The 24,912-nt window shown below is 42.4% G+C and carries 31 protein-coding genes; 20 read left to right on the top strand and 11 right to left on the bottom strand.

Features of this window, described 5'->3' with window-relative positions; translation table 11 throughout:
* Positions 1-2: 2 nt before the first annotated feature.
* The 3 genes from RM049_RS13990 (at position 3) to RM049_RS13980 (ending at position 1,416) form a co-directional block, all read left to right on the top strand.
* A complete protein-coding gene (locus RM049_RS13990) occupies positions 3-344 on the top strand; it encodes a 2Fe-2S iron-sulfur cluster-binding protein (protein WP_322669500.1) in 342 nt (113 codons plus the stop codon).
* A 352-nt stretch (positions 345-696) separates the two neighbouring features.
* Complete coding sequence (locus RM049_RS13985; RefSeq protein WP_322669499.1) at positions 697-1,098, top strand: phage holin family protein; 402 nt, start codon at positions 697-699, stop codon at positions 1,096-1,098.
* A gap of 126 nt (positions 1,099-1,224) precedes the next feature.
* Positions 1,225-1,416, top strand: coding sequence for a YqaE/Pmp3 family membrane protein (locus RM049_RS13980; RefSeq protein WP_322669498.1), 192 nt, complete (start codon positions 1,225-1,227; stop codon positions 1,414-1,416).
* Between the two features lie 201 nt (positions 1,417-1,617).
* On the opposite strand, the gene RM049_RS13975 is transcribed toward RM049_RS13980, so the two are convergent.
* Entirely contained in the window at positions 1,618-2,418 is an 801-nt protein-coding gene (locus RM049_RS13975; RefSeq protein ID WP_322669497.1) for a histidine kinase, read from the bottom strand.
* Positions 2,419-2,609: 191 nt separating this feature from the next.
* Between RM049_RS13975 and RM049_RS13970 the strand changes: the two genes are divergently transcribed.
* The 5 genes from RM049_RS13970 (at position 2,610) to RM049_RS13950 (ending at position 5,405) form a co-directional block, all read left to right on the top strand.
* Entirely contained in the window at positions 2,610-2,834 is a 225-nt protein-coding gene (locus RM049_RS13970; RefSeq protein ID WP_322669496.1) for a hypothetical protein, read from the top strand.
* Positions 2,835-2,851: 17 nt separating this feature from the next.
* The gene (petJ, locus tag RM049_RS13965) at positions 2,852-3,226 is read left to right on the top strand and encodes a cytochrome c6 PetJ (protein ID WP_322704575.1); all 375 of its coding nucleotides are present in this window, start codon (positions 2,852-2,854) and stop codon (positions 3,224-3,226) included.
* Positions 3,227-3,421: 195 nt separating this feature from the next.
* Positions 3,422-4,441, top strand: a complete 1,020-nt coding sequence (locus RM049_RS13960; RefSeq protein ID WP_322704574.1) for an aldo/keto reductase — start codon at positions 3,422-3,424, stop codon at positions 4,439-4,441.
* A 101-nt stretch (positions 4,442-4,542) separates the two neighbouring features.
* Positions 4,543-5,103 (top strand): hypothetical protein, encoded by a 561-nt coding sequence (locus RM049_RS13955; protein WP_322704573.1) that lies wholly within the window; start codon positions 4,543-4,545, stop codon positions 5,101-5,103.
* Between the two features lie 92 nt (positions 5,104-5,195).
* Entirely contained in the window at positions 5,196-5,405 is a 210-nt protein-coding gene (locus RM049_RS13950) for a DUF433 domain-containing protein (RefSeq protein WP_322704572.1), read from the top strand.
* Here RM049_RS13950 and RM049_RS13945 read toward each other — a convergent pair.
* Entirely contained in the window at positions 5,373-5,567 is a 195-nt protein-coding gene (locus RM049_RS13945; protein ID WP_322704571.1) for a DUF433 domain-containing protein, read from the bottom strand. The genes RM049_RS13950 and RM049_RS13945 overlap by 33 nt on opposite strands.
* Before the next feature lie 118 nt (positions 5,568-5,685).
* Between RM049_RS13945 and RM049_RS13940 the strand changes: the two genes are divergently transcribed.
* From RM049_RS13940 to RM049_RS13930, 3 genes are read left to right on the top strand one after another with little or no spacing between them, the layout of a single operon-like run.
* A complete protein-coding gene (locus RM049_RS13940; RefSeq protein WP_322669489.1) occupies positions 5,686-5,958 on the top strand; it encodes a hypothetical protein in 273 nt (90 codons plus the stop codon).
* Entirely contained in the window at positions 5,955-6,353 is a 399-nt protein-coding gene (locus RM049_RS13935) for a type II toxin-antitoxin system VapC family toxin (protein ID WP_322669488.1), read from the top strand. The genes RM049_RS13940 and RM049_RS13935 overlap by 4 nt, the downstream gene beginning before the upstream one ends.
* On the top strand, positions 6,344-6,475 hold the full coding sequence (locus tag RM049_RS13930; RefSeq protein WP_322704570.1) for a hypothetical protein: 132 nt from the start codon (positions 6,344-6,346) through the stop codon (positions 6,473-6,475). Before RM049_RS13935 ends, RM049_RS13930 begins: the two co-directional genes overlap by 10 nt.
* Positions 6,476-6,915: 440 nt before the next feature.
* Here RM049_RS13930 and RM049_RS13925 read toward each other — a convergent pair whose 3' ends face one another.
* Positions 6,916-7,389 carry a DUF4385 domain-containing protein gene (locus tag RM049_RS13925; RefSeq protein ID WP_322669487.1) on the bottom strand — a complete coding sequence of 158 codons (474 nt, stop codon included), beginning with the start codon at positions 7,387-7,389 and terminating at the stop codon, positions 6,916-6,918.
* Positions 7,390-7,464: 75 nt separating this feature from the next.
* On the opposite strand from RM049_RS13925, the gene RM049_RS13920 reads away from it, so the two are divergent.
* On the top strand, positions 7,465-7,932 hold the full coding sequence (locus tag RM049_RS13920) for a VOC family protein (RefSeq protein WP_322688187.1): 468 nt from the start codon (positions 7,465-7,467) through the stop codon (positions 7,930-7,932).
* A gap of 28 nt (positions 7,933-7,960) precedes the next feature.
* Positions 7,961-8,257 (top strand): hypothetical protein, encoded by a 297-nt coding sequence (locus RM049_RS13915; protein WP_322704569.1) that lies wholly within the window; start codon positions 7,961-7,963, stop codon positions 8,255-8,257.
* A 65-nt stretch (positions 8,258-8,322) separates the two neighbouring features.
* Here the strand turns inward: RM049_RS13915 and RM049_RS13910 are convergent, their stop codons facing one another.
* Positions 8,323-9,012 carry a Uma2 family endonuclease gene (locus RM049_RS13910; RefSeq protein ID WP_322704568.1) on the bottom strand — a complete coding sequence of 230 codons (690 nt, stop codon included), beginning with the start codon at positions 9,010-9,012 and terminating at the stop codon, positions 8,323-8,325.
* Between the two features lie 72 nt (positions 9,013-9,084).
* On the bottom strand, positions 9,085-9,795 hold the full coding sequence (locus RM049_RS13905; RefSeq protein ID WP_322704624.1) for a class I SAM-dependent methyltransferase: 711 nt from the start codon (positions 9,793-9,795) through the stop codon (positions 9,085-9,087).
* 45 nt (positions 9,796-9,840) lie between these two features.
* Between RM049_RS13905 and RM049_RS13900 the strand changes: the two genes are divergently transcribed.
* Together RM049_RS13900 and RM049_RS13895 are read left to right on the top strand one after the other, a co-directional pair.
* Positions 9,841-10,659 carry a class I SAM-dependent methyltransferase gene (locus RM049_RS13900; RefSeq protein ID WP_322704567.1) on the top strand — a complete coding sequence of 273 codons (819 nt, stop codon included), beginning with the start codon at positions 9,841-9,843 and terminating at the stop codon, positions 10,657-10,659.
* Positions 10,660-10,846: 187 nt separating this feature from the next.
* Positions 10,847-13,093, top strand: a complete 2,247-nt coding sequence (locus tag RM049_RS13895) for a cation:proton antiporter (protein WP_322704623.1) — start codon at positions 10,847-10,849, stop codon at positions 13,091-13,093.
* 308 nt (positions 13,094-13,401) lie between these two features.
* On the opposite strand, the gene RM049_RS13890 is transcribed toward RM049_RS13895, so the two are convergent.
* From RM049_RS13890 to RM049_RS13870, 5 genes are all read right to left on the bottom strand, one after another.
* Positions 13,402-14,814: a TolC family protein gene (locus tag RM049_RS13890; protein ID WP_322701549.1), complete on the bottom strand. Its 1,413-nt coding sequence runs from the start codon at positions 14,812-14,814 to the stop codon at positions 13,402-13,404.
* A 115-nt stretch (positions 14,815-14,929) separates the two neighbouring features.
* Complete coding sequence (locus RM049_RS13885; protein WP_322704566.1) at positions 14,930-15,601, bottom strand: ABC transporter ATP-binding protein; 672 nt, start codon at positions 15,599-15,601, stop codon at positions 14,930-14,932.
* A gap of 23 nt (positions 15,602-15,624) precedes the next feature.
* On the bottom strand, positions 15,625-16,905 hold the full coding sequence (locus tag RM049_RS13880; protein WP_416212637.1) for an ABC transporter permease: 1,281 nt from the start codon (positions 16,903-16,905) through the stop codon (positions 15,625-15,627).
* Between the two features lie 22 nt (positions 16,906-16,927).
* Complete coding sequence (locus RM049_RS13875; RefSeq protein WP_322688254.1) at positions 16,928-18,544, bottom strand: efflux RND transporter periplasmic adaptor subunit; 1,617 nt, start codon at positions 18,542-18,544, stop codon at positions 16,928-16,930.
* A 101-nt stretch (positions 18,545-18,645) separates the two neighbouring features.
* Positions 18,646-19,179, bottom strand: a complete 534-nt coding sequence (locus tag RM049_RS13870; RefSeq protein ID WP_322704565.1) for a hypothetical protein — start codon at positions 19,177-19,179, stop codon at positions 18,646-18,648.
* 158 nt (positions 19,180-19,337) lie between these two features.
* Between RM049_RS13870 and RM049_RS13865 the strand changes: the two genes are divergently transcribed.
* Positions 19,338-19,469: a hypothetical protein gene (locus RM049_RS13865; RefSeq protein WP_322704564.1), complete on the top strand. Its 132-nt coding sequence runs from the start codon at positions 19,338-19,340 to the stop codon at positions 19,467-19,469.
* A 220-nt stretch (positions 19,470-19,689) separates the two neighbouring features.
* Positions 19,690-20,583 carry a tetratricopeptide repeat protein gene (locus RM049_RS13860; protein WP_322669480.1) on the top strand — a complete coding sequence of 298 codons (894 nt, stop codon included), beginning with the start codon at positions 19,690-19,692 and terminating at the stop codon, positions 20,581-20,583.
* 212 nt (positions 20,584-20,795) lie between these two features.
* On the opposite strand, the gene RM049_RS13855 is transcribed toward RM049_RS13860, so the two are convergent.
* Positions 20,796-21,194, bottom strand: a complete 399-nt coding sequence (locus RM049_RS13855) for a response regulator (RefSeq protein WP_069073372.1) — start codon at positions 21,192-21,194, stop codon at positions 20,796-20,798.
* A 284-nt stretch (positions 21,195-21,478) separates the two neighbouring features.
* Here RM049_RS13855 and gyrA point away from each other — a divergent pair, with 284 nt between their 5' ends.
* From gyrA to RM049_RS13840, 3 genes are all read left to right on the top strand, one after another.
* Complete coding sequence (gene gyrA, locus RM049_RS13850) at positions 21,479-23,965, top strand: DNA gyrase subunit A (RefSeq protein WP_322682579.1); 2,487 nt, start codon at positions 21,479-21,481, stop codon at positions 23,963-23,965.
* A gap of 9 nt (positions 23,966-23,974) precedes the next feature.
* Positions 23,975-24,436, top strand: a complete 462-nt coding sequence (locus RM049_RS13845; RefSeq protein ID WP_322704563.1) for a GNAT family N-acetyltransferase — start codon at positions 23,975-23,977, stop codon at positions 24,434-24,436.
* 288 nt (positions 24,437-24,724) lie between these two features.
* Complete coding sequence (locus RM049_RS13840; RefSeq protein WP_109009401.1) at positions 24,725-24,910, top strand: chlorophyll a/b-binding protein; 186 nt, start codon at positions 24,725-24,727, stop codon at positions 24,908-24,910.
* Positions 24,911-24,912: the final 2 nt, after the last annotated feature.

The following is a 24,912-nucleotide window of genomic DNA, read 5'->3' as shown; positions in this document are numbered from 1 at the left end:
AGATGGCAGTTTATCAAGTTCGATTTATCAATCCTACACTTGGATTAGATCGCACCATTCCAGTACCAGACGATCAATATATTCTAGATATGGCGGAAGAAGCTGGTATCCGCTTACCATCTGGGTGTAAACAAGGCGAATGTTCTGCGTGTATTGCTAAACTTATTAGTGGTGAAATCGATCAAAGCGAGCAAAAATTTCTGCGTCCAAGTGAAATACAGGCTGGTTATGTTGTTACTTGTGTAACTTACCCTTTGTCTGATTGCACTTTAGAAACCCATCAAGAACAAGTCTTATATAAATCAGCCCTTTACTATAAGCCTGAGTCGGGAAAACCTGAGTGATTTTTGCCTTGTGACATTAAATTAATCTTAAATTTCTAGGGTGTGTTAAGTTTGTTTAACGCACCCTTTAAAACATTGCAATATGTTAGACATCTTCAGAAATTAATATGTGTTATCCACAATCCTTATAGAGAGGTAGTACTGCTATGTCTTTACTCCTATGTCTAATGTATAGGCGTACAGATGCGCCCATTAAAACCCATTAAATATATTTAAAACCGCTATATTTTTCTCAACGATAGGCCTAATGGTAGAAAGAAATTCTATCTTGCAAGGGAGGTGAAACCCTAGTAAATAGTTAAAGATGATATAAGAAGTCGCAAAAAAAATCTCTAGTTATTAGGTAAAAACAATGTTGACTCCATTTTTAACCGCGCTAGCTACAGCTTTGAGCTTGTTGATTGTTGATATCGTTGTTCCAGGCGTTAATATTGCTAATTTCCCCGCCGCTATAATTGCTGCTTTAGTAATTGGTCTAATTAACGGTTCAGTTAAACCAGTTCTGTCTGCCCTTTCTCTACCACTTAACTTTCTCTCATTTGGAGCATTTTCGCTCGTTGTCAACGGTTTATGTTTCTGGTTAGCAGCAGTGCTAGTTCCTGGGTTCGCAGTTCGCGGAATTATTGGTTTCTTGCTTGGGCCAGTAATTTTAACTTTTGCGAACACCTTTATTAACAACTACTTTGTTGAAAGAAACCTTTTAACCAGCAGTGGTGATGTAAAGAATCAAGCTGAATTACCTTCTTCTAGATAAGTTTAGAACGAATAGAAACGCCAGTTAAATCACGTTTCTCACCTACATAAAATCTCCGAAGGTGGATTTCCTAATTCGGCATCCTCAAATGAATGTAATTAAACAAAATCACAAAGTTGTAAAATCATGAAATTAGTTCGTTTTCTTCTAGGTTTGTTAGTTCCTCCTTTAGGTGTTTTCTTGACAGTTGGAGTTGGCCCGACGCTGATTATTAATATTTTGCTCACAGTTTTAGGTTGGCTTCCTGGTAGTATTCATGCAATTTGGGTTATAGCCAAGCATGACGAACAACTTAATCAAGAAGGGCGTATTTACTAATACGCAATATTAAAGGGAGCATCCCCTAACACCTTCTCCCAAATTGGGAGAAGGGGGAGTCAATTTTAAAGTCCCTCTTCCAAGCTTGGGAGAGGGACTTTAATTCATGTGATAAGTCTAATGAAAAATGCTATTTCAACAAAAAATAGGGTGAGAATTTACCACCCTATTTTTTCTAAGTCAATTAAATACCAAAGCAGTCTATTTATGAATAGTCTCGCGTTCTTTATCAGCAGGTTGCTTATCTTTGAACAAGTCAGCCGCCGTTAAGAGTAACTGCCTCAACGTTTGTTTTATTTGGCGCTCTTTTCTTGCTAAAGATGTACCAGCTTCACCTAATTGCTCTTCTAACTGCGATCGCTTCTGTTCTACCTGTACAGCCATCGATTCTGCTTGGGGACGAGCTTTATCATACCAGTGTTTCGCCTCGTCTAGATAATCTTGAACTTCCATATTCCGCCCACCATAGCGTGCAGCCATATTAGCTCGGACAATGGCTAGCTGCGCTTGCAGTTGCGCGTAACGTTTCTTTAACAATCCGACTTCTTCACTATCTTTAATAGCATTGACAGCAGAATCAATCGCAGTTTTGGTACTTGCAGGTTTTTCCTTACCCGTCTCTTCAATTTCTGCCAGAATTACATCAACCTCTTGTTGGAGTTGTTCTTCTTCACCGTCAAGTTGAGCCTGTAGGCGCTTGATATCTGTCTGAGTTTGAGCAATACTTTCGTGTCTTTTGCTATTAATCCCTTCCAACGCTCCTTCTATGGAAGCTGTCACTTCATCTTTGAGTTCGCTGCCTTTTTCTTGGAAGTTTTCAATTACAGCAGAAACAGCATCTTTCACAATGCTACGAACTTCAGTAGAACCTTGTTTAAACTCAGAAGCTACTTGAGAAACTGCGGATTTCACAATTTCTCGAATCCGCTCAGTTCTTAATTGTCCAGTTTCTTTTGCTTGTTGCAAGTCGGCTTGAATTTGTTGTTTGATATTGTTAGGCATTTTCAACTCGGATAATTTAACTAATTGGGATAATATTTTCTCTTAATGTTCCTACATCCATATTATGGCGTAGCCCAAACTGACTTGGTACTTCCTTTAGATATAAAATTGCAGTCCCAAAGAGGTGATGTGTAAGATGTTGCCCCTTTGTGAGATGATGAATATTTAGTGGTAGTAATTGGAAGTGAAATATGTGGCAAGTAAATATTACTTGTTCGGATGATGCCTGGAAAATCTATGGTGTTGATTTTAAAGCGATCGCAGCGAAATATCAAGGTGAATTAATTAGTTCCAAAAAAATGCCAAATGGTACGCGCATCATGTCTTATAAAATTGAAGATGTGAGCGATGCAGAAGCCTTTCAAGAAGATTGTGCAAATTTTGCTGGATTTACAACTGACTTTGAATCCCTCTAATATTGATTTTGATACTTATGCCTACAACTAGTATGTTCAAATCTGGAGAAATTAATTGGAAGAAACTACTTACATTAGTATTAGTAACGTTTTTGTTATTAATCAGTACTTTTACTTTGCCTGTTAGTGCAGCAGACACAGTTAACGGCGAACAAATATTTAGCGTTCATTGTGCTGGTTGTCATATCAACGGTAGCAATATCATCAGGCGAGGTAAAAATCTCAAAAAGTCAGCCCTGAAAAAGTATGGTATGGATTCAATAGAGGCAATTACATCTATAGTTACCAATGGTAAAAATAATATGTCAGCCTACAAAGAGCGTCTCACCGAACAGCAAATTCAAGACGTTGCTGCTTACGTTCTCGAACAAGCTGAAAAAGGCTGGCGTTAAAAAGTTAGGAGTTGGAAGTGGGGAGTTAGAAGTTAAGACTTTAGCTGTTATTAGCTCTGGCAGTCTTAAATCATTCATAATAAAATAGAACAGTTAAAAAGGCTGTAAAACCCCCTTGTCAACTCACTAATTATTAACTCTTCTCACTCCTAACTCTTAACTCCTAACTTATAACTCCTCACTCATAAATTGAAAATGAACTTACCCGCAGCTAGTCGTCTCCAATTTACCCCCGATTTGAACATCTGCCGCATATTAAATGGGATGTGGCAAGTCTCCGGCGCACACGGGCAGATCAATCCCCAAGCCGCTATTGAGACTATGTTCAAATATTTAGATGCAGGTTTTACTACTTGGGATTTAGCAGATCATTATGGCCCTGCGGAAGACTTTATTGGTGAGTTTCGTTGCCAACTAATTGATACTCGTGGGAAAGATGCTTTATCTCAAGTACAAGCTTTTACGAAATGGGTACCTCGTCCAGGCAAAATGACCAAGAAACTGGTCGAGGAAAATATTGATATTTCCTTGAGAAGGATGAATGTGCAATCGTTAGATTTGATGCAATTCCACTGGTGGGAATATCAGGATAAAAATTACCTGGATGCCCTCAAATATATGGCAGAGCTTCAGACTGAGGGTAAAATTAAGCATTTAGGTTTAACTAATTTTGACACGGAAAACTTGAAGCTTATTACTGAAGTAGGTATCAAAATTGTTTCTAACCAAGTGCAATTTTCCCTGGTTGACCGCCGTCCTGAAGTTAATATGGTGGAGTTTTGTCAGCAGCATAACATAAAGCTTTTTACTTATGGTACGCTGTGCGGCGGTTTGTTATCAGAAAACTATTTGGGTAAACCAGAACCGCGAGGATTTGATTTGTCCACTGCTAGTTTGAAAAAATATAAAAATATGATCGATGCTTGGGGTGGTTGGCGATTATTTCAAGAGTTGCTGGCTATCCTGAAGGAAATTGCTAATAAGCATGGAGTCAGCATTTCAAATGTGGCAGTGCGTTACATTTTAGATCGGCCAACTGTGGGCGGTGTGATAGTTGGTGCCAGACTTGGAGTATCTGAACATATAGAAGATAACACCAAAGTATTTAGTTTTAGTTTAGATGAAGACGATCGCGATCGCATCAATGCAGTATCTCGCCAATCACGCGATTTATACCAGCTTATCGGCGATTGCGGCGACGAATATCGGCGATAATTTCGGGAAAAAGGTGATAATACGGTGAAGGTTACTGTGGAAACTATTGCTGTCAGCCATGCCCCTAAACTTCACCTTCGCCCTCAGTCAACAGCAGACTTTTGAATTACGCTGAGAATCTGGCGAATATGGGTTGTGTTGCTGGTAAAAGTAGAGATATACCCAGACAAATAGAGTTAAATCTGCAAGCAATTGAATTATTTGCACAGGTTAAGGCTTATGGGCAGATGGCTACAGTTCTCCGTTATATAGGCGTAGCAGATGAAAGCAACGGTTTGGTTTACCTAGCTCAAGCAATCTGGTTGACGCTGAGAATTCAAGCACCTTTAGTAGATACCATTCAGTTAATCGGTGTTTTATATAATAGAGTGCCTCAAGGAGATGAACTAGAAGCTGTGTTAGGAGCAACGGCAATGTTCTTTTGCAGCTACCGAGGTGAAAGTCATCCCCAGTTAGAGGAACTTCAGGAGGATAGTTTCAAAATTATATTAGGTGCGGCAAATGCCCAAGGAATTGAGACGCAGGAAGCATTTGATAATTGGTATGTCCAGCAACGGCTCAACGATCCAGAATATTTCCTCCCGCGACTCAATCAACGCCTAGAGGAGATTGTCGGCGATGGGTGGTTGTTTGACTGTAGTCAATTTGAGGTGGAGGAATAAGGGGAAATGCGATCGCCGCGTTACTCTGAAATTAATTGGCGACAATGTAACCAGCTTATGCAATCCTTCAATATCACACTGCCAGATGCGATATGGAATCTGAACTAATACAAACTTCTCCCGACATCCTTTCTGGTACACCCGTTTTCTATAGAACTCGCGTACCAGTACAAACATTGATTGATTATCTCGAAGCAGGCGATCGCCTTGATGACTTTCTAGAAGATTTTCCCACTGTGAGCCGCGCACAGGCAACAGCGTTTTTCAAATCACTCTGCCGTAAAAACGAATACTGCCTTTAGTGCTTCTGAGGTAAGAGTAGGATAGTTTTCTAGCACTTGTTGTTCTGTCCATCCCACAGCAAACAAACCCAACAAGAACTCTACAGATAAACGAGTTCCTTTCACAGTCGGCTTACCCAGCAGAATTTCGGGGTCTGAATAAATGTACTGTCGCCAGTCCATAAGTTTTTACTCCGACTAAGCTACAGCTATTGTTGCACAGTATGATTTTTGTTGGTTTGGTGAAGGGGAGATGCGATCGCGTTAATCTTAAATTAATCGCTCACAATGTAACCAGCTTATGCAGTCCTTCAATATTACTCTGCCAGATGCGATCGCTAATGCTCTCAATGCCTATATCAAAGATCAGGAAGTTTCCATACCCGCGAATGTCGTTGCAGAAATTGCTTTAGAAGATTTCCTTTGCCAACGCGGCTATTTGGTTTCACGAAAGCAAGGTCTATCTCTTACTCCTGCACCAAAGGGAAGCGGATTTAAAGATGCATCGGTAAATCACGATAAAATTCTAGCTGAACAAGCATTTTTACAGTCATTACCAGCAAACACACCTTGAGAGCCGTATTTGCTGACACTGGGCCTTTGTACGCTGCTGTAGATGTAGACGACCAATATCATGAGCGTTCACAAGCTGAACTAAAACGGATCAATACAGAAAATTTAATAATCCTAGTTCCCTTTCCTGTTTACCTGGAAACATATAATCTTTTGCTATATCGTCTTGGAGCTGAACAAGCGATTAGCTTTGCTAGAGAGTGTGGAGAAGCAGTTAATTTCGTTAATCCTTCAGAGGAGCAATATACAGCAGCAGTGGAAAAAGCTGCAAATTTTCCAGATCAACGGATTACCCTCTGCGATGCTGTCACTGCTATTTTGTCAGAGGAAATGAAGTTACCCGTGTGGACGTATGACTATCATTTCGATTTAATGCTGATTCAGGTATGGCGATAAACAATTATTGCCCAGAGAAAGGATGCGATCGCGTTAATCTTAAATTACTCGCTCACAATCTAACCAGCTTATGCAGTCCTTCAATATTACTCTACCTGATGCGATCGCTTAGGCAACTGTGATTATTATTGGATTGCTGAGTGAGGAAATGCGATCGCATTACTCTTAATTAATCACCGACAATGTAAAAAGTTTCTGAAATCAGTCCTCTAGATTCGTTCACGAGTATAAAAGACTCGTCAGCGAGTATCAAAGACTCGTTCACGAGTATAAAAGACTCGTCGGCGAGTATAAAATACTCATTCACGAGTATAAAAGACTCGTCAGCGAGTATCAAAGACTCATTCACGAGTATAAAAGACTCGTCGGCGAGTATAAAATACTCATTCACGAGCATAAAAGACTCGTCAGCGAGTCTTTTATACTCATTCACGAGTATAAAAGACTCGTTCACGAGTATAAAAGACTCATTAGCTGTTTGGTAAGGTGCGTTACCTGTTGCTAACGTACCAAAAATATCTTGGAGGGTGCGTTAGCAAGGTAACGTACCCTACGAAAGTTACTAATCTACTTCATACATCTGTTTATGTTTGGCTAAAAGCTCTTGATATTTCTCGTTTGTCTTTGCTTCTACCCACTTAGCTTTAAATATTGCTGCTGATTCCGCTTTAACTGGGTCTACTTCATAAGGAAGAATCTCTTTTTTGGAACCTGAATCTTCCGAATTCTGTTTATACTTCCTGCCGCTTTTATGATTAGCATAACGGCGAGAGCGAGTATAGCCCATTTGGATAAATTTCCGTGCCATATCTGCGCCGACAAAATCATCTTTCTCTAAATAATCAAGAAAAAGCTCGTAAATTTTCTCACTCGACTCTCTAGCAATCTCAGGAGTTTTGAAGCGCCAGTAAGGAAGAATTTCTGATTTGTATGGTTCTACTAAAAGTACACCCTGCTCACCCTTCCCAACACGATAGAGTTCAGGATGTTGGCGAAAATCAATATTTTTAAAGTCTAAAGAATAATCAAAAGCCATGATAAATTTTTATTAGCAATAGTAAACTTTAAAAAAAAGTTCAACTTCTATCTAAATATTGAGATTTTGTTGATTATGCTATCTAGCACCCAATCCCTGAACAGTGTGATTGCGCCAGGAAGTCTGCGTAGAGTACATCACATTGCCCTCAACGTCAAAGATATGCAAGCCTCGCGCTATTTTTATGGCACAATCCTGGGTTTGCACGAACTCACAGGCGACGAAGTACCCGCAACTCTGGTGGAACTAGTCGCATCTGGGAAAGTAGCCAACTTCATCACTCCCGATGGTACAATTCTAGATTTATTTGGGGAACCAGAATTATCACCACCAGATCCCAATCCAGAAAAGACCTTCACTAGAGCTTACCATCTAGCCTTTGACATCGATCCGCAGTTATTCGATCGCGCGGTGACAGTAATCGGGGAAAATAAAATAGCGATCGCACATGGCCCAGTCACTCGTCCTACTGGTAGAGGAGTATATTTTTACGATCCAGATGGCTTTATGATTGAAATTCGTTGCGATCCAGAAGCTAGTTAACTTAAGGGTAATAACAAAAGTATCTACTATGACCGCGAAACTCACGCAACTATTTAAAGTCATTGAAGACACAATCACAAAACCACCAATACCCCACGAACCATACAAGCAATCATTGAAAGCCTGGGCGATGTATTGTTTGCGAGACAAAGGTTTTATAGTCGCTTATGCTCAAAATGCCGACTTTGCCATTGAAAGAAAACGTGAAGAAAAGCTATATTTCAAAGTTTCAAACAGCCCCGATGATTTAGATAATTCTTTTAACTGGATTGTTTGGGATAGTGCAACCAAAAGCGCCAGTCTCATTCCTCAAAAAATAGACTGATGCCAAAATAGTCATTAAATGTTTCCCTGATTCTTTAACTATTCAGACGGATGTATTTTGACTAACTATCTTCCTTCATCAGACAACTGCTGCACAAATATTTGATGTTCTAGTGAATTTAATCCCAACTGTAATACAGCCAATACTTGCTGCATATTGCCAGCAATTAAATCGGACATTGACAACCACAAACCAGGAAATACTTGACTTTTGATAATTCCATCTGCGTCCACTTCTAAAGATATATATTCTCCTTGTTGCAGGCTAAACCAATCTAATTTGTTTTCAAATATTTGCCAAACAATATATTCTTTTACTCCATTACGACCATAAACTTTTTTCTTGTCATGTAAATCAATAGCAACGCTGCTAGCTGCTATCTCTATTACCAGTTCTGGCGCACCTTCGATGTAATCATCATCGCTCAAACGAGATTGTCCTTGAGCTATTGGTGTGATTAATAGCACTCCATCTGGTTGCGGTTCATTGTCTCGATCTAAGCGGACTGTTGGCTCAATTCCCAATCTCACACCAGGAGTGGCAATTTGGTAAGTCCACAACCAACCGATAAGATGGCCATGTGGTTCAGCATGACTTTCAAAGCGTAATGGGGATGCCAAGTATACAACTCCTTCAATTAATTCTGCCTTTTGATGACGGGGCATTGCTTGATAGCGTCGCTCAAATTCGTAGCGAGTAAGGCGATCGCCATTTTCTAAATAAGGAATTCGCTGCTTGAATGATAAGTTGACCATGATTTTCTGCTCTAGCAAGGAGTCTTACTTTATTATCGCTTGACACCTTAATTACGAATTACGAATTACGAATTACGAATTAGTATTGGGTTTCTCAAACACCATTAAATGCTGTTGAGGTAACAAATTTTTAGTTTCCCGCCAAACCAAACCAACAGATCGCATTTCTTTGCGGACTTGTTTTTGAGTCATTTTGTGCAGACGTTTAATCATAATAAAAGGATTTTCACCCCGATACTCAACCAGCACTACCCGGCCACCAGGTTTCAGCGCTTTCACAATTCCTTGCATCACTTCTTGAGGATACTCAAGTTCATGATAAGCATCCACCATCAAGGCTAAATCGATACTTTCAGATGGTAAGTTGGGGTTACTAAGAGTGGCTAAAATTGGCTCAACATTGGTGATATTTTTCTCTTTTTTGAACAACTCAATGATTTCCAACATTTCTGGTTGAACATCTACAGCTAACACCTTACCTGTTGTTAATAACGGCGCGATGCGAAAGCTTAAGTAACCTGTACCAGCGCCGATATCCGCCACCACATCATTAGGTTTGAGATTGAGGAGGCTGACTACCTTACTTGGCTGTTCTTCTCGCTCCCGGCTGGAACGTTCTAGCCAGCCAGCGCCAGTGTATCCCATAACTTGGGCAATTTCGCGCCCCATATAGTATTTGCCGATACCATCTGGACTATGGATAAAACGCTGTTCGTAAACAGTGGTAGATGAAGACGCAGCTTGTACTGTCAGGGTTGGGTTTAGTAGCAAGCAACTCAACATCACAATAAAAGTTACTATAAAGTGGAGAAAATTTGACATTTGGTTATGACCGATCGGGATAGCTATAAGCAGCAATTAAAAGAATTTTATGGTAGTAGAACGACTTATGACCATGAGGAAGGTACTCGCCATCCTTTAGAAGCCAAAATTTTACTTGAATTTGTTCCACTACATTCGGGACAAAAAATCCTTGATGTGGCAACTGGAACGGGTTTAGTTGCGATACCCGCAGCCCAAAAAGTTGGTTCAGAGGGCTACGTGATTGGAATTGATATGACCCCTGGAATGTTGCATCAAGCAAGACAAAAAATTGCAGCAGCAAAATTACAAAATATCGAGTTGATTGAGGCGGATGCAGAATATTTAAACTTTAGCGATCGTAGTTTTGATGCTGTCTTTTGCTGTGAGGCAATTGTACTTTTTCCCGATATTCTTGCTACTTTGCAAAAGTGGTATCGCTTCTTAAAAACAGGAGGGTATGTGGCATTTACCTGTCCTCCCGAAACTGCTATTATGGCATCTCTTCAGCAGAGGGTCTGCGCTAGAGTTTTGGGTGTATCACTACCACATATTCTTGAACCACTGGGAACTCCAGAAAAATGTCGAAAATTGCTTGAGCGGGCAGGTTTTAGAGATATCGAAATTAAGATTGAACCATCAGGACGTTATCACTCTCTTAGTGATAACAGATTATCAATGACAGTAATTAATATAAATTTTAAAAGCAATCCTCTATTGTCAAAATTATCACCAGAACAATTAAATCAATTGCAAGTTGAGTACAAAGCAGAAATTGAGAAATTAGCAACCGATCGAGGTCTTTGGATAGACACTACAAAGTTCTTTGTTCGCGCTCGAAAATAAGTTGATGAGCTTTGTTCCTGAACTGACAGCTTCGGGCGATCGCACATGATATTCTTGCGATTAATAATAACAATCACAGTTTAATCTCCTAGACCGATGTAGAAGTAAATATTTTCAGATTTACTTGTAGCAGCCCCTTTAAAAATTTGTAATCCACCCTTTCGACGTTATGCAAAACCTGTCCCTAATGTTAGTGCCTGTACTCGCTGCGCAGAAAGCAGCCGGTGACGGTTTAATTAAACCTCTTGGTCATCACGAGCTGCTGTTGGTGCTAGTGCAACTGTCACTATTGCTTTTGGTAGCGCGGGGATTAGGTGAGTTGATGCGCCGAATTAACCTACCGCCTGTTGTTGGAGAATTACTGGCGGGTGTGCTGCTTGGCCCTTCTTTATTTGGTTTGCTTCTTCCAGATTTACAGGCGCACATCTTTCCCAAAAGTCAAGAACAGTCTAATTTACTTTCGGTGATTTCTTGGTTAGGCGTGTTATTTTTGCTGATTGTGACTGGGTTGGAGACGGATCTCAAGCTGATTCTTCGTAAGGGTAAAACGGCTCTTTTGATTTCACTGGGCGGAATTATTATCCCGTTTATCACTGGATTTGGACTGGGCTGGCTATTGCCAGATAGTTTTTTAGCCGACCCAGAAAAGCGATTGGTATTTAGTCTATTTATCGCCACAGCAATGAGTATTTCGGCAGTCCCAGTGATTGCGAAAGTGTTGATGGACTTAAACCTGATTCGCCGTGACATTGGTCAAGTCACCTTAGCTGCTGGGATGACTGACGACACCATCGGCTGGATTTTACTTTCTGTAGTTTCAGGTTTAGCTAGTAGCGGCAAATTTGACTTTGGGACAATTTTCCATTCTGTGAGCGCGGCGATATTGTTTTTAGCGATCGCTTTTACAATTGGGCGTACCATCGTAGACCAGATATTACGGTGGGTTGATGACTATGTTGGTGGAATCGCCGCGAGTATGTCGGTTGTGCTAATTCTTTCGCTCTCGGCAGCAGCACTTACCCACGCATTAGGTCTAGAAGCAGCATTAGGTGCTTTCGTGCTGGGGATTCTAGCAGGCCAATCCCGCCGCTTTAGCAATGAAGCTGGGCACATGTTAGAAGTTTTTACAGCAAGCTTTCTAGCGCCAATTTTCTTTGCTTCAGCAGGCTTGAAAGTTAATTTACTCGCTCTGTTAGTCCCTCAAACATTGATATTTGGCTTGATTGTTCTGGCTGTCGCCTGTGTTGGCAAATTTACAGGTGCTTACCTTGGTTCTCGTGCGGGCGGCTTGAGTCATTGGGAAGGTTTGGCGATGGGTTCCGGGATGAATGCTCGCGGGGCGATGGAAATTGTCGTTGCCACCATTGGTTTATCTTTGGGAGTGCTGAATCCCCAGATGTACTCGATTATTGTCATGGTAGCGATCGTCACTTCCCTAATGGCTCCACCCCTGCTGCGCTGGTGTTTGTCGAAGGTGGTTATGGGTGAAGAGGAAGCTCGACGTTTGGAACAAGAAGAACAGGATAGCCGCAGCTTTATCAAGCAAATCCAGCGTGTCTTAATACCCACTAGTGGTGGGCCCAACATCCAACTGGCAGCGCAACTAGTCGGTTACATGGCTCACCAAAACTCGATAGAAGTTACATCTTTATATGCCCTGAGTGATAAGCAACCTCAAAGCAAAGCCCGCCGGATGGAGGCAACCCAGGTTAAAGATACTGCCGCAGACCTTGCTTTAGCTGCTGTAACTGAGGAAATGCAGCTACCTGCTGATACCACCCTGCAAACAAAAACGGAGTCGGGGCGTAATAAAGCGGAGGTAATTTTGAATGAAGCAAACAAAAACTATGACTTGATTGTATTGGGAGCTTCAGAACAGATCCGCCCCCAGAAAGCATTGTTCAATTTGCTTGTCGATCGGGTTGTCCAAGAAGCACCTTGTGCAACGATGGTGGTAAAGTCGCATCTACCCCAACCGAAAGGCGAGATATGCAAAATTCCTCAACAACAGATCAACAAGATTTTGGTGCCAACGGTGGGGACAGAATATAGTAAAAATGCTGTAGAGATGGCAAGTACGATCGCAGCTCAAACCGGGGCATTAGTTACGATCGTTAACGTAATTAATTTGCCACAGGTTGAGTATATTCTTTACGAACAGCGATCGCTAGCTCCAGTCAAGGAAATTGCTCACGATATGCTCGAACAGCAAGCAGAAATTGCCCGCAATCTGGGTGCTGATGTCAAAACCTATATTCTTCAAGGAACCAGCCCAGAAAAGGAAATCCTCAAGTTTGCCAAAACTCAGGAAGTTGACTTAATTCTTCTAGGGAGTAGTATCCGCATGGTTACGGGTCGCGTTTTCTTCGGTCATAGAGTCGATACAATTCTGAGTAAAGCCCATTGCCCAGTAGCAGTAATTACTGTACCTTAAGAGTGCTGAGTGCTGAGTGCTGAGTATAAACCCAGTTGCTCTAAAGCTTTGAGCAATCAACACTGTCCTAATACCAATTGGAACAAAGAATGCGACAAATAAACCATTTGTAGAGACGCGATAAATCGCGTCTTTATCCCAGAATATGTTCCAATCATTAATTGAATTGGTATAGCATATCTGACTACAGCTATACATTTATTTCATAGACATTGCAAAAAAGAATGTAGAGACGTAGCAGTGCTATGTCTCTACAAGGGTTCTGGATAACGCATATTTAATTTCACCAGATGTCTAATAATTTGATCTTAGCGCGAAGCTCTGGATGTTACCGATCTTTGTAAATTAGCTAGAGCGCGATTGTAATCCAAAATAGCTGCGACTCGATTACCTTCTGCTCTTGTCAGGTCATTTTCAGCATCAATTACCTCTGTTTGAGTACCCACACCAGCTTGGAACCTCAACCTTGCTAAATTCAGAGCTTCCCTGGCTTGATTTAAAGCCACACTAGAAGTCTGCACGTTATTTAAATTGGATTGCAATTGAGCATAATACTGTTCTACATCAAAGCGAATTTGGTCGCGCTGGCTAGCAAATTGAGTCTCTGCGATCGCAATATTAGCTCTCGATTGAGCCGCTCTTGCTCTTGCTGCTCCCCCTTCAAATAAAGTTAGATTTCCTTGAAGTCCTACTGAATAGCCATCAGTAATGCTCGCGCCATCATTATACCGATCTAGCAGATTGTAGTTGCCTACCAAACTAACTTGCGGCCCTAGCTGTGAAAGTGCCTGTCGTCGCTGTTGCTCAGAAATATTACGTTGTGCTAATTGCTGTTGCAACTCTGGACGATTTTGAAACGCTTGGACAATACTTTGTTCTACCGTCTGCGACCAAAGACCCGCTAATTGTACGGGATCTGAGGCAGCGATATCAACTGACTGCGACAAACTTAACAACGTAGCAAGCTGACGACGGGCAATTTGCTGCTGTGAGATCGCATTAGTCAGTTGTTGTTGGGAGTTTGCTAAATTCACCTGAGCTTGCAGCACATCGAACCGCGTACCCACTCCAGCCTGTTCTCTTGCTTGAGTATCCCGTAAACTAGCCTGGGCATTAATCACAGCAGACTGATTAATTCTTACTAGTTGATCTGCTTGTTGCAAATTGTAGTATTGAGTGGTCGCATTCAAGCTAATTGTCAAAGACTGACTTTCAACATTTAACTCATCTACCCGTAGCTGTTCTTCTGCGGCTCGGATAGCCGCTAGTGTGTTCCCAGAACTATAAAGATTATAATTTAGTTGCGCTGAACCATTAAAAGAGGTGCTGGCTTGAGATGAATTGTTACTAAAACCATTACCACTATTAGTCACACTACTGTTTATTCCCAGAGTCGGAAATAAGGCAGCTTGAGACTCGCGTAGTGCCGAGCGACTGCGTTCTAGCTGTAATATAGCTACCTGTAAGTCTCGATTGTTGCGTTTTGCTAGTTCCAAAGCTTGTGCCAAACTGATTGGCACAGTTCCCTGAATCCTTACTTCCTCCGGTTTAGTTGGAAATTGCAGAGGGTTGGGATTGGGGTTGAGGCGATCGGGAACTTGTACAGAGCTTGAAGAATTCTGTGCTTTTAGTGGAGTTGCTGCACTTACTGCATTTGGAAGAAGAATCGCCAACGCGACAGTAACCCAGGCAGAATGCACGAAGAATAAGCTGAAATTCATAATCTAGATATAGTCATTAATTAGGTTTTTTGAGGATATAATTAAAAGTTTTCATCCTGATTGACCTAAGATGTTTAAATCTTAAATTCCTCCTTAGAAGGTTAATCTTAACAAATTAGCCGACAATCAAACCATCTTGAACTCGAATAATCCTTCTGGTTTGAGCAGCGATATCAGGTTCATGAGTGACAATCACAATTGTGATCCCTTGGTCATTAAGTTCAGTCAGTAAACTCATCACCTCATGGGAAGTTTCAGTATCTAAAGCTCCTGTTGGCTCATCTGCCAAAACTAATGCAGGTCGGTTAACCAAAGCACGAGCGATCGCTACTCGTTGTTGTTGTCCGCCAGAGAGTTGACTAGGACGGTTAGCGATGCGTCCCCCTAGTCCTACCTTTTCTAAGGCTTCTAATGCCCTTTCCCGACGTTTTGGCTTGGGTAAATTGGCGTAAACCATTGGCAACATGACGTTTTCCAACGCTGTTGCCCGCGCCAATAGGTTAAATTGTTGGAAAACAAAACCGATCCTTTGGTTGCGGATATAGGCTAATTCATCATCATCAAAAGTCGTCAGGTTTCTGCCTTCAAAAATATAGTCTCCAGTTGTCGGACGATCCAGACATCCCAAAATATTCATCAGCGTAGATTTACCCGAACCTGACGCACCCATGATTGAGACATATTCCCCTTCCTCAATAGAGAGTTCAATTCCCTTGAGTATGGGAACACTAACTTCTCCCAAGTGGTATGTTTTAGTAATAGATTCCATCCAAATCATTGTTGGCATAAGAATTACGAATTACGAATTATTTAGTCGCTTCTTAAAGCGTTGATCGGATCTAATTTAGATGCGTTCCGTGCTGGAATCACCCCAGCGATTAAGCCAACAGTTAACGAGAGTGCAAAGCCAGCAATAATTGACAACAAAGAAATTACAAACGGGAATTTGAAAACGTTTGCAGCCACAAAGGCTAATAAAACGCCAGTCACCATCCCAATACCTCCGCCGACAATGGAAATGACGATCGCTTCCGCTAAAAATTGATTAAGTATGGCTGAATTAGTGGCTCCTACGGCTTTGCGAATCCCGATTTCCCGCGTCCGCTCGACCACAGAAACTAGCATAATGTTAGCAATACCAATGCCACCAACAACCAGAGAAATTCCAGCGATCGCTACCACCATGACTGTAAATAAACCCACAATACTAGTAAAGGTACTAACAATATCAGCTTGATTAGTCAGCCGAAAATCATCAGCTTGTGGCGGATAAATGTTATGACGCAGCCGTAAGAGATTGGTAACTTGAAACTGAGCGGCTTCTAACTGCTCTTGATTCGCGCCTTTGACTAAAATTCCACTTACAGAAACGCCTACCAGGGCATTATTTCCAACTAGTCTCTTCGACATACTAGTTAGAGGAATAAAAATCTGGTCATCTCGATCCATCGGCCCCTGAGCGCCTTTAGGTTCCATCACCCCAATTACTTCATAAGCCTCTCCCTGAATCCGAATTCTCTCACCGATCGGATTTACACCTTGTGCAAAAAGTGTTTTTTGAACTGTGGGGCCAAGAATGGCAAGCTGTGCGGCAGTATCTAGTTCTTCTTGAGTAAAATATCTCCCTTGTTGGGGGTGAGTATTTCTGACTTCTGGGTAGTTCAAATCAGTGCCATAAATGGTTGTTGAGGTGTTCTGTCCTGCATAGACAACTTGGGCAGTCCGTTGGAGATAAGCAGAAACCAGCTGTGCTGATGGCGCTTGTGTAGCGATCGCTTTCGCATCTTCCCAAGTCAAGGTACTGCTAGAACCTACTCCTTGACGGACATTCCCGCTTCTTGCCGCACCCGCCAAGATTTGGATCACATCTGTACCCAATGCTTGGATCTGCTGCTCAACTCCTTTTTGTACTCCCTGACCGACAGAAGTAATGGCAATAACTGAAGAAATCCCAATAATCACGCCTAACATAGTTAGACCTGTGCGTAATTTGTTACTCCACAGAGTTTCCGCCGCCATTGTCAAGATTTCCAGCAATGGTACTGTGCGGGTATTCTTCGCTTTGTAAAAGCCCTTAAATATCTTAAACATAATGTTTTATTTAAAACTAACTTTAAGGGGAACCACCGCCTTGAGAACGACCACCACCGCCAGAACTGCCGCCGGAACGACCTCCGCCCCCACCTGCTCCTCTTCCTCCGCCTCCGCCGGCTCCTCCGCCTCCACCTAAACCAGGGAAAACTCCTCCTCTTGGTGTTGATTGCGGACGCGATCCTGGTGGGAAACTGAGTAATACTCTTTCGTCTCCTGTCAATCCAGACTTAACTTCGGTAAAGTTATTCGCGGTGACGCCAGTCTCGATGCGAGTGAATACAGGTCTGTTATTTTTTCCTTGCACAAACACCCCTGTGGCATTTTCTTGACGAACCACGGAAGCTGTTGGCACTACTAAAACATTTTGAACTTGACCGACTTGAAAATCTACTTCTGCATTCATCCCAGACCGCAATAGTCTTTGAGGGTCTAAAAGTGATACTCTTACTTCAAAACTGGTGACGTTTTGCTCTACTATTGCTTGGGCAGCAATTTGGCTGACTTTACCTTCAAAGGTTTTTCCTGGGTAGGCATCTGCTTTAATCGAGACTTTTTGACCAAGGCTGATTTTGGAAATATTTGTTTCCGCTAAATTGGCGACAACTTCATTTGTGGAAGCTAAAGACAAGATTGAAGAAGAAGAAGAAGAAGCTACTTCACTACTAGCAGTTGTCGGTGTCACGAAAGCGCCTGGATCGGCAAACTTCTTTGTCACCACACCATCAAAGGGTGCGCGAATGATCGTGTCGTTGATTTCAGCTTGGATGTTTTGCAGCGAACCACGAGCTGATGTTACTTGGGCACGAGCAGCATTAATATCTTCTTGGCGCGTTCCGGCTTTCAGGAGTGCCAAAGCTTGCTGTCTCTGCTTCACCACAGCTCGTGCTTGCTCGATATCTTCTGGACGTGACCCGGCTTTTTGCAGAGCCAGTGCTTGCTGTGCTTCATTTACATTCGCTTGGGCGCTGTCACGATTAGAACGGTTTTGGTTGAGAGTCTGAAGGGAAATACCACCTGCATTGTAAAGTTGCTGATTGCGAGCAAAATCATCTTCTGCTTGGCGAAGGGCGGCTTGAGCGCTTTGCAAGCGTGCCTGTGCTTGGGCAACATCTTGAGAACGATTACCTGCGATCGCTTTTTGCAAATTCGCTTCGGCTTCGTCTAATGCTCCTTGTGATTGGGCAATATCTTGAGGACGATTACCTGCGATCGCTTTTTGCAAATTCGCCTCGGCTTGTGCCAATTGCCCTTGAGCGGAGGTAAGTTGCCCCCGGAGGTTGGAATCATCCATGTAAGCGACAATCTGTCCTTGTTTGACGATATCTCCTTCCTTCACCAGCAGTGTTTTCAAGATGCCAGAATTTTTCGGGCTGAGGTTGATTGACCGCTCAGGTTTCACCGTTCCGTTCGCTGAAACTGTAATTGTTAAACTCTGCCTTTCTACAGGCCTTGTCAGCACTCTGCGTCTGGCTTCTTGACGAGGAGCAACCGTTACTTGGTAATAAACGGCATAGCCAATTCCACCCAAAAGGCAAAGAGCTATTAGCCAAGAGAGCCAATTACGTCTGCTCTTTTTTTTCTTTACCTCTGGAACCAAAACTGGGGAATCTACGGTATTTGGTGTATCAATTTTCATATCCATTTTGTCTATAAGGAACGGCTACCGAGCTATTTATTCACGGCTAAAACTATAGCCTGGTAGCCTAATACTGACAATGATTTTGAGTTTTTAGTATTTTAAAGGTTGATTTGCAGTACTAATCCACTAGGAAGTCTAAAGTAATCATCATGCACTCTTACTAATCTCCCAGCAGGAACAATTTCTTGATTGGGAAGAAGAATATCCCCGTTAGGAAGTCTGAAATAACCTCGATCGCGCAGTCTGACTACGGATCTAGCAGGAATAATTTGCCCATTGGGATATCTGATATCACCATTACCAAGTCTGACTACTCTGCTATTAAATTGGTTGTCACGATTCCAATTATCCCGATCTCTAGGATTTCTGACTTCTACAGGATATGTTCTGCGATCGCGGTTCCAATTATCCCTGTCTCTAGAGTTTCTGACTTCTCTAGAATTGGATCTGCCGTCGCGGTTCCAATTATCTCTGGCTCTAGAATTGGATCTGCCGTCGCGATCCCAATCTCGATTGCGATCGCCACCAACGTAGACTTTCGTCTGGGCACTTGCAGGCGCAGTCAAGAGAGTGGGAACAAGAATCAGGGCAGCAGCAGCTAATACAATCGATATACGGTTTGGTTTCAACATCGAATCAACTCCTTATTTACATTAAAGTTCTATTCTGCTGATGTATGGATTAAGCAATTTTAGACAGTTGCTTTTTTTTGATATCAAAGTGTTTAATATTTACCTCATCGTATAAATTCATACATAATAATTATCATTCAAAACATCCAAACTGATGTATGACCAAAGTCACTAGTAATTCCAGACTGATGTATGACCAAAGTCATCAATTGTTTAATGGGTATGGGGCATTGGGCATGGGGCATTGGGCGTTAGGAGTGCTGAGTGCTGAGTTAGGAGTTAGGAGTTAAGAGTTAGGAGTTTTGTTTATCTCCTTGTCCCCTTGTCCCCTTGTCCCCTAACTCCCTCACTCGCTCACTCGCTCACTCCCTCATCTCCCTGCTCCCCCTGCTCCCCCTGCCTTCTGCCTCCTGCCTCCTGCCTTTCTTTATAAGATTTTGCTACCGCCAACAGCGCAGATCGTTTAAGCTAGCTGAAAGATTCTTTGATTAGTGGCTTAAAGGCGGTAGTGTGCCTAAACATATTCGTTTGATTTCTCTTTTAATGGTCTGTAGTTTATGGAGTATGCCAAAAGCCGCTAACGCGCAGGCATTAATACCCCATACATTGCAACTAGATGCGACAAAGTTAGAAAAGCAGGGGTTGAGCTTGGCACAAGAGGCGGCTCAACTAGCTCAGTTTCAACAGGTTGACTTAGCTTTGCCACGAGCGCGGCTGGCCAGTCAACTGGCTCCTGGGAATGATAAAGTGTGGTTGCTGTTGGGTGGATTGCAGTTGCAATCCAAAGAGTTTGATGGCGCGATCGCTAGTCTGAAAAAAGCGCAATCTCTTAACCCCAAAAATGGTGATATTTTGTTTGCTTTGGGTTCAGCAAATTTTCAGCAGAAAAATTACCAGGCTGCTGTTGTCAATTATCAAGATGGTTTGAAGTTAAAACCCAACGATCCAGAGGGATTATTTGATTTGGGTAATGCTTATTATTTGCTGGGTAAATTGCCAGATGCGATCGCACAGTATGATAAAGCCGTCTCCCAAGATAAAAAGTTCTGGCCCGCACTCAACAACATTGGCTTAATCAACTACGAACAGGGTAATATCCCTGAAGCAATTAAGCGATGGCAATCTGCTGTAACCCTTGAAAAACAAGCGGCAGAACCTTTATTGGCCTTGGCAGTGGCACTCTATACTAAAGGCGATCGCCAACAAGGACTAACCTTGGGAGAAACTGCACTCCGTATCGATTCGCGCTATGCTAATTTAAATTTCCTCAAAGAAAATCTTTGGGGCGATCGTCTACTGTCTGATACGAAAAAATTCCTAGAATTACCACGTATTCAAGCAGCCATACAGCAACGAGAAAACTCATCATCAGCGCCTACGCCTAGAAAACAGCCGACTCAATAAAAGTCTAAGTTAGGAGTTAGGAGTTAGAAGTTAAAAGTTAGGAGTTAAAAGTTAAATATTTCAACTCCTCACTCATAACTCCTAACTGTCCTATTGCCACTTGCCTAATAGTACCTTTTCGTAGTACATCTATACTAGATAAATACAGGAATTAGTTGCCTAAAAACATTTGCGGGCAAGTATTCCTGAAAATAAGTCGTTAATTTTCAGTGTTAGTCTGTGGGTAGAAGTGCGATGATTTGGTCAACGAACTGTTGATGGTCAACAACTGGCTTAGAAATGTAGCCATCAGCACCGCTTTGCTTGAGAAAGTTCTCGCGATCGCCTTCCATAGCATGGGCTGTCACCAGAATCACAGGTAAGTTTGCTGTTTTTGGATCGGATTTTAACATTTGTGTAATCTTAATTCCATCAACAGACTTGCCTTGGTAAACACTTCTGGAGAGAGAAACATCCATTAAAATCAGGTCGGCTTCTCCTGATTGGGCAATTTTTATGACTTCTTCGACATTTTCAGTGTGTTTTACACCCAAGCCACCACGCTTGGACAAAATTTTGGAAAAAACACGAGCATTAATTAGATCGTCTTCGACAATTAAAACAGTTTTCATGAGAATTTTAGTTATAGAGGTGAGGATATTCAAGAATTTCAGAATTCAAAATTAAAGATTTGCAATCATGGAAAGTATCATGGCTACTAAGTTTATGTAGATTATACTCGTGTGCATCCTTTTTAATAGTCAAGTGCATCTTCGTCATCAAGGATGATAGTACTGCTTTTTCTTCTGTGACTATCAAAATTTTGTTATGAATCTCATTTCATCCGTTATGCTGTGGTTGCCGCAGTGTTGAGTTCCATCGGTTTTTGTGTAGTTAAATTTCAGGGAAAAAACTCATGGCAAAACAGTTAAACCTTCTCTCAACGGGACAGGTAATTCCAACAGCCCTGCACACCGAGATGCAACGGTCTTATCTAGAATATGCCATGAGCGTGATTGTCGGGCGAGCGCTACCAGACGTGCGTGATGGCTTAAAACCAGTGCATCGACGCATTTTGTATGCAATGCACGAACTCGGTTTAGTACCAGATAGACCTTATCGAAAATGTGCCCGTGTAGTGGGTGATGTGTTGGGTAAATACCATCCTCACGGCGACCAATCAGTTTACGATGCTTTAGTCAGGCTGGTGCAGGATTTTTCTAGCCGCTATCCCTTGCTGGCAGGACACGGTAACTTTGGCAGCGTCGATAATGACCCGCCAGCGGCGATGCGCTACACAGAAACGCGTCTCGCACCCATCAGCCATGAGGGAATGCTGACAGAAATTGGTGAAGAAACTGTGGAATTTGTTGGTAACTTCGATAATTCCCAGCAAGAACCAACGGTGTTACCTGCTCAGTTGCCGTTTCTGTTACTCAATGGCTGTTCTGGTATTGCCGTGGGAATGGCGACAAATGTACCACCCCACAATTTGGGAGAAGTTGTCGATGGGTTAATTGCTTTAATCGACAACCCAGATTTGCCAGATGAAAAATTATTTGAGCTAATTCCAGGGCCAGATTTTCCCACTGGTGGGGAAATAGTTGGTGAAGCGGGAATTCGCGAAGCATATACCACAGGTAAAGGTGGAATTCTGCTGCGGGGAGTCGCAACTCTAGAGGAAATTCCAGCAGCTAGGGGAAACAAGCGCCGGACGGCAATTATCATTACAGAATTGCCTTATCAAGTGAATAAGGCTGCCTGGATTGAGAAGGTAGCGGACTTAGTAAATCAAGGACGCTTGCAAGGAATTTCCGATCTTCGAGATGAGAGCGATCGCGAAGGTATGCGGGTGGTAATTGAACTCAAACGCGATACCAATCCCCAAGAAGTTCTCCAGAATTTATATCACCAAACTGCTTTACAAATGACTTTTGGGGCGATTCTCCTGGCAATAGTCGATGGACAACCCCGCCAGTTAAGTTTGCGTCAATTGTTGCAAGAGTTTTTGAGATTCCGAGAAGAGACGCTGAACCGTCGCTACAATTACGAGTTGGGTAAGGCCCAAAGTCGCGTGCATTTGGTAGAAGGTTTGCTGAAAGCGCTGTCTAATTTGGATGAGGTAATTCAAATTTTGCGCCAAGCTCCCGATGGGAGTACGGCAAAAATTAACCTTTGTAGCCGACTGGATTTGAGTGAGGTACAAGGAGATGCAATTCTCGCTATGCCGTTGCGTCGCCTCACTAGTTTAGAACAGCAAAATTTGCAGCAGGAATTTGAGCAGATCAGCGAACAAATTAGTTTATTGGAGCAATTACTCAACGATCGCCGCGAATTATTGAAGGCGCTGAAAAAAGATTTGCGATCGCTCAAGCGCAAGTACAGCGATCCCCGACGCACGAAAATTGCAGAGGAGCAAAAGTCTAGGGCAGAGGAGCAGAGGGGCAGAGGCGCAGAGGAGGAGGAACTTAAATCTTCTGAACCAGTAGAGGAAGCTATTTTAGAATTTACTCAACGAGGTTATGTTCGCCGCACCCAGCCATCTGGGAGAAAGTCAAAAGCTGAAAATGGTCTACACGATCATGACTTCATTATCCAAACTGTGTTGACCGACACAGGGAAAGACTTGCTAATACTAACTGGTGGTGGCAAAGTGTATCCGGTGAATGTGGGAGAAATTCCCCCAACGACTGGGCGTTCTCCACGGGGAAAACCTTTGATCGCTATGCTCAGTAGTACTGCTCAAGGCACTCAAGAAGCTGTGGTCAGCCGCTTTTTACTGCCGGAAAACCTCGAAACTAGGCAGATGATTCTCCTAACAAAACAGGGAAGAATTAAGCGTCTGTCTTTGGGAGAATTCACTAACCTGACTCGGCGCGGAATCACAATTTTGAAGCTCAAAGATGATGATGAATTGTCATTCACCCAGTTCACCGCTCCAGGGGAGCATCTGATTTTAGCTAGTTCCGGTGGGCGAATGTTGCGCTTTGCAGTTAATGATGAACAATTGCCGGTCATGGGACGCACAGCAATGGGTTTACAAGCATTTCGACTATTGAGAAATCAGCAAATGGTTGGCTGTGTCACTGTCGGTAAAGACGACCAACTGCTGCTAGTTACTCAAGAAGGATATGCCAAGCGGATGGCTGCGAGTCAGTTAAGAGCGGCTAATCGCGGTGATTTAGGCACGCAAGCGCTGAAATTTGCTAGCAAAACTGACAACTTAGCTGGTATGGTGATGGCAATCGCATCTGGCGAGATAGCTTTAGTAACGAATAAGGAGCGGGTAGTACGCATACCTGTGGAAACAGTGCCGCTTTTAGGTAGGGATGTCAAAGGTGAAAGCATCCTCCAACTCAACCGCGATGAAAAAATCATCACCGTGGCGGAAGTGCGATCGTAAATTAAGGTGATGTTCAACTTGCGACAAGCCAACTTGCAGGATTTAGAGGCGCTAATCCAACTGCGTCTCGAACTCCTGCGGGAAGCTGGCGATATTAAAGGTGACTCTGACACCACAAACCTAGCAGAAGCAACTCGAAAATATCTTGGCGAAAAAATGCCGACGGGTGAGTTTTTAGCTTGGGTAGCTGAAGTGAATAACCAAATTGTTGCCACTAGCGGCTTGGTTTTTTTTCAACGACCCCCTTACAACGGCAATTTCTCAGGCTTAGAAGGCTACATTATGAACGTTTATACAATTCCGATGTGGCGAGGACAGGGAATTGCAACAGCATTATTAAAGGAAATTATCAGCTTTGTGAGAGCAACTGAGGCAAAACGCCTCTGGCTTCACGCCACTGAGGATGGTAAACATATCTACGAGAAGCTTGGTTTGGTCTCGACTGCAAAAGAAATGGAAATTGTCTGGTAGTAACTTAAATTCTCAATAATTTTTTTATTTTAAAAGGCAAAATATATTGAAAATCAAGCAATTTAACTAAATTAATGAGATTATTTATCAAGCTAAAAGTCTGAATAACATTTCTCTATCTCAGAAACTCTTACTGAAGGCTGATGTTTTAGTCTGTATAAATAGCTATTTCTATTTATGTCAAGCTATGGAAACAAAAATATAAAAAATGTTGCCTTTATGAAAATATTTGTTATATTAGTTTACATAAGGCAATAAACATTAAAAATTGAATTTGGAGTTCTAACCATGACAAATGCAACCACAACAAAAGTCACTACTCCCGTAATTGAAGATCGCAACGCTTGGCGTTGGGGCTTTACCCCACAAGCAGAAATTTGGAACGGTCGCTTGGCAATGATTGGCTTTTTAGCAGCCGTTTTGGTTGAGCTTTTTTCTGGTCAAGGATTTCTACATTTTTGGGGCATCCTATAATA

The sequence above is a fragment of the Nostoc sp. DedQUE04 genome (assembly GCF_034530995.1).
Classification (GTDB): Bacteria; Cyanobacteriota; Cyanobacteriia; order Cyanobacteriales; family Nostocaceae; genus Nostoc.
This window is presented reverse-complemented; position numbering and strand designations above follow the sequence as displayed.

What these genes read in the sequence shown, in the direction of transcription:
- RM049_RS13905 (WP_322704624.1), bottom strand. Translation starts at nt 9,795, where the DNA reads ATGTTGAGTTGCTTGCTACTAAACCCAACCCTGACAGTACAAGCTGCG.
- RM049_RS13915 (WP_322704569.1), top strand. Translation starts at nt 7,961, where the DNA reads ATGACCGCGAAACTCACGCAACTATTTAAAGTCATTGAAGACACAATC.
- RM049_RS13930 (WP_322704570.1), top strand. Translation starts at nt 6,344, where the DNA reads ATGGCGATAAACAATTATTGCCCAGAGAAAGGATGCGATCGCGTTAAT.
- RM049_RS13890 (WP_322701549.1), bottom strand. Translation starts at nt 14,814, where the DNA reads ATGAATTTCAGCTTATTCTTCGTGCATTCTGCCTGGGTTACTGTCGCG.
- RM049_RS13945 (WP_322704571.1), bottom strand. Translation starts at nt 5,567, where the DNA reads ATGGACTGGCGACAGTACATTTATTCAGACCCCGAAATTCTGCTGGGT.
- RM049_RS13980 (WP_322669498.1), top strand. Translation starts at nt 1,225, where the DNA reads ATGAAATTAGTTCGTTTTCTTCTAGGTTTGTTAGTTCCTCCTTTAGGT.
- RM049_RS13990 (WP_322669500.1), top strand. Translation starts at nt 3, where the DNA reads ATGGCAGTTTATCAAGTTCGATTTATCAATCCTACACTTGGATTAGAT.
- RM049_RS13880 (WP_416212637.1), bottom strand. Translation starts at nt 16,905, where the DNA reads ATGTTTAAGATATTTAAGGGCTTTTACAAAGCGAAGAATACCCGCACA.
- RM049_RS13960 (WP_322704574.1), top strand. Translation starts at nt 3,422, where the DNA reads ATGAACTTACCCGCAGCTAGTCGTCTCCAATTTACCCCCGATTTGAAC.
- RM049_RS13950 (WP_322704572.1), top strand. Translation starts at nt 5,196, where the DNA reads ATGGAATCTGAACTAATACAAACTTCTCCCGACATCCTTTCTGGTACA.
- RM049_RS13925 (WP_322669487.1), bottom strand. Translation starts at nt 7,389, where the DNA reads ATGGCTTTTGATTATTCTTTAGACTTTAAAAATATTGATTTTCGCCAA.
- RM049_RS13985 (WP_322669499.1), top strand. Translation starts at nt 697, where the DNA reads ATGTTGACTCCATTTTTAACCGCGCTAGCTACAGCTTTGAGCTTGTTG.
- RM049_RS13940 (WP_322669489.1), top strand. Translation starts at nt 5,686, where the DNA reads ATGCAGTCCTTCAATATTACTCTGCCAGATGCGATCGCTAATGCTCTC.
- RM049_RS13855 (WP_069073372.1), bottom strand. Translation starts at nt 21,194, where the DNA reads ATGAAAACTGTTTTAATTGTCGAAGACGATCTAATTAATGCTCGTGTT.
- RM049_RS13900 (WP_322704567.1), top strand. Translation starts at nt 9,841, where the DNA reads ATGACCGATCGGGATAGCTATAAGCAGCAATTAAAAGAATTTTATGGT.
- RM049_RS13870 (WP_322704565.1), bottom strand. Translation starts at nt 19,179, where the DNA reads ATGTTGAAACCAAACCGTATATCGATTGTATTAGCTGCTGCTGCCCTG.
- RM049_RS13875 (WP_322688254.1), bottom strand. Translation starts at nt 18,544, where the DNA reads ATGAAAATTGATACACCAAATACCGTAGATTCCCCAGTTTTGGTTCCA.
- RM049_RS13970 (WP_322669496.1), top strand. Translation starts at nt 2,610, where the DNA reads ATGTGGCAAGTAAATATTACTTGTTCGGATGATGCCTGGAAAATCTAT.
- petJ (WP_322704575.1), top strand. Translation starts at nt 2,852, where the DNA reads ATGCCTACAACTAGTATGTTCAAATCTGGAGAAATTAATTGGAAGAAA.
- RM049_RS13895 (WP_322704623.1), top strand. Translation starts at nt 10,847, where the DNA reads ATGTTAGTGCCTGTACTCGCTGCGCAGAAAGCAGCCGGTGACGGTTTA.
- RM049_RS13845 (WP_322704563.1), top strand. Translation starts at nt 23,975, where the DNA reads ATGTTCAACTTGCGACAAGCCAACTTGCAGGATTTAGAGGCGCTAATC.
- RM049_RS13910 (WP_322704568.1), bottom strand. Translation starts at nt 9,012, where the DNA reads ATGGTCAACTTATCATTCAAGCAGCGAATTCCTTATTTAGAAAATGGC.
- RM049_RS13920 (WP_322688187.1), top strand. Translation starts at nt 7,465, where the DNA reads ATGCTATCTAGCACCCAATCCCTGAACAGTGTGATTGCGCCAGGAAGT.
- RM049_RS13840 (WP_109009401.1), top strand. Translation starts at nt 24,725, where the DNA reads ATGACAAATGCAACCACAACAAAAGTCACTACTCCCGTAATTGAAGAT.
- gyrA (WP_322682579.1), top strand. Translation starts at nt 21,479, where the DNA reads ATGGCAAAACAGTTAAACCTTCTCTCAACGGGACAGGTAATTCCAACA.
- RM049_RS13885 (WP_322704566.1), bottom strand. Translation starts at nt 15,601, where the DNA reads ATGCCAACAATGATTTGGATGGAATCTATTACTAAAACATACCACTTG.
- RM049_RS13975 (WP_322669497.1), bottom strand. Translation starts at nt 2,418, where the DNA reads ATGCCTAACAATATCAAACAACAAATTCAAGCCGACTTGCAACAAGCA.
- RM049_RS13865 (WP_322704564.1), top strand. Translation starts at nt 19,338, where the DNA reads ATGACCAAAGTCACTAGTAATTCCAGACTGATGTATGACCAAAGTCAT.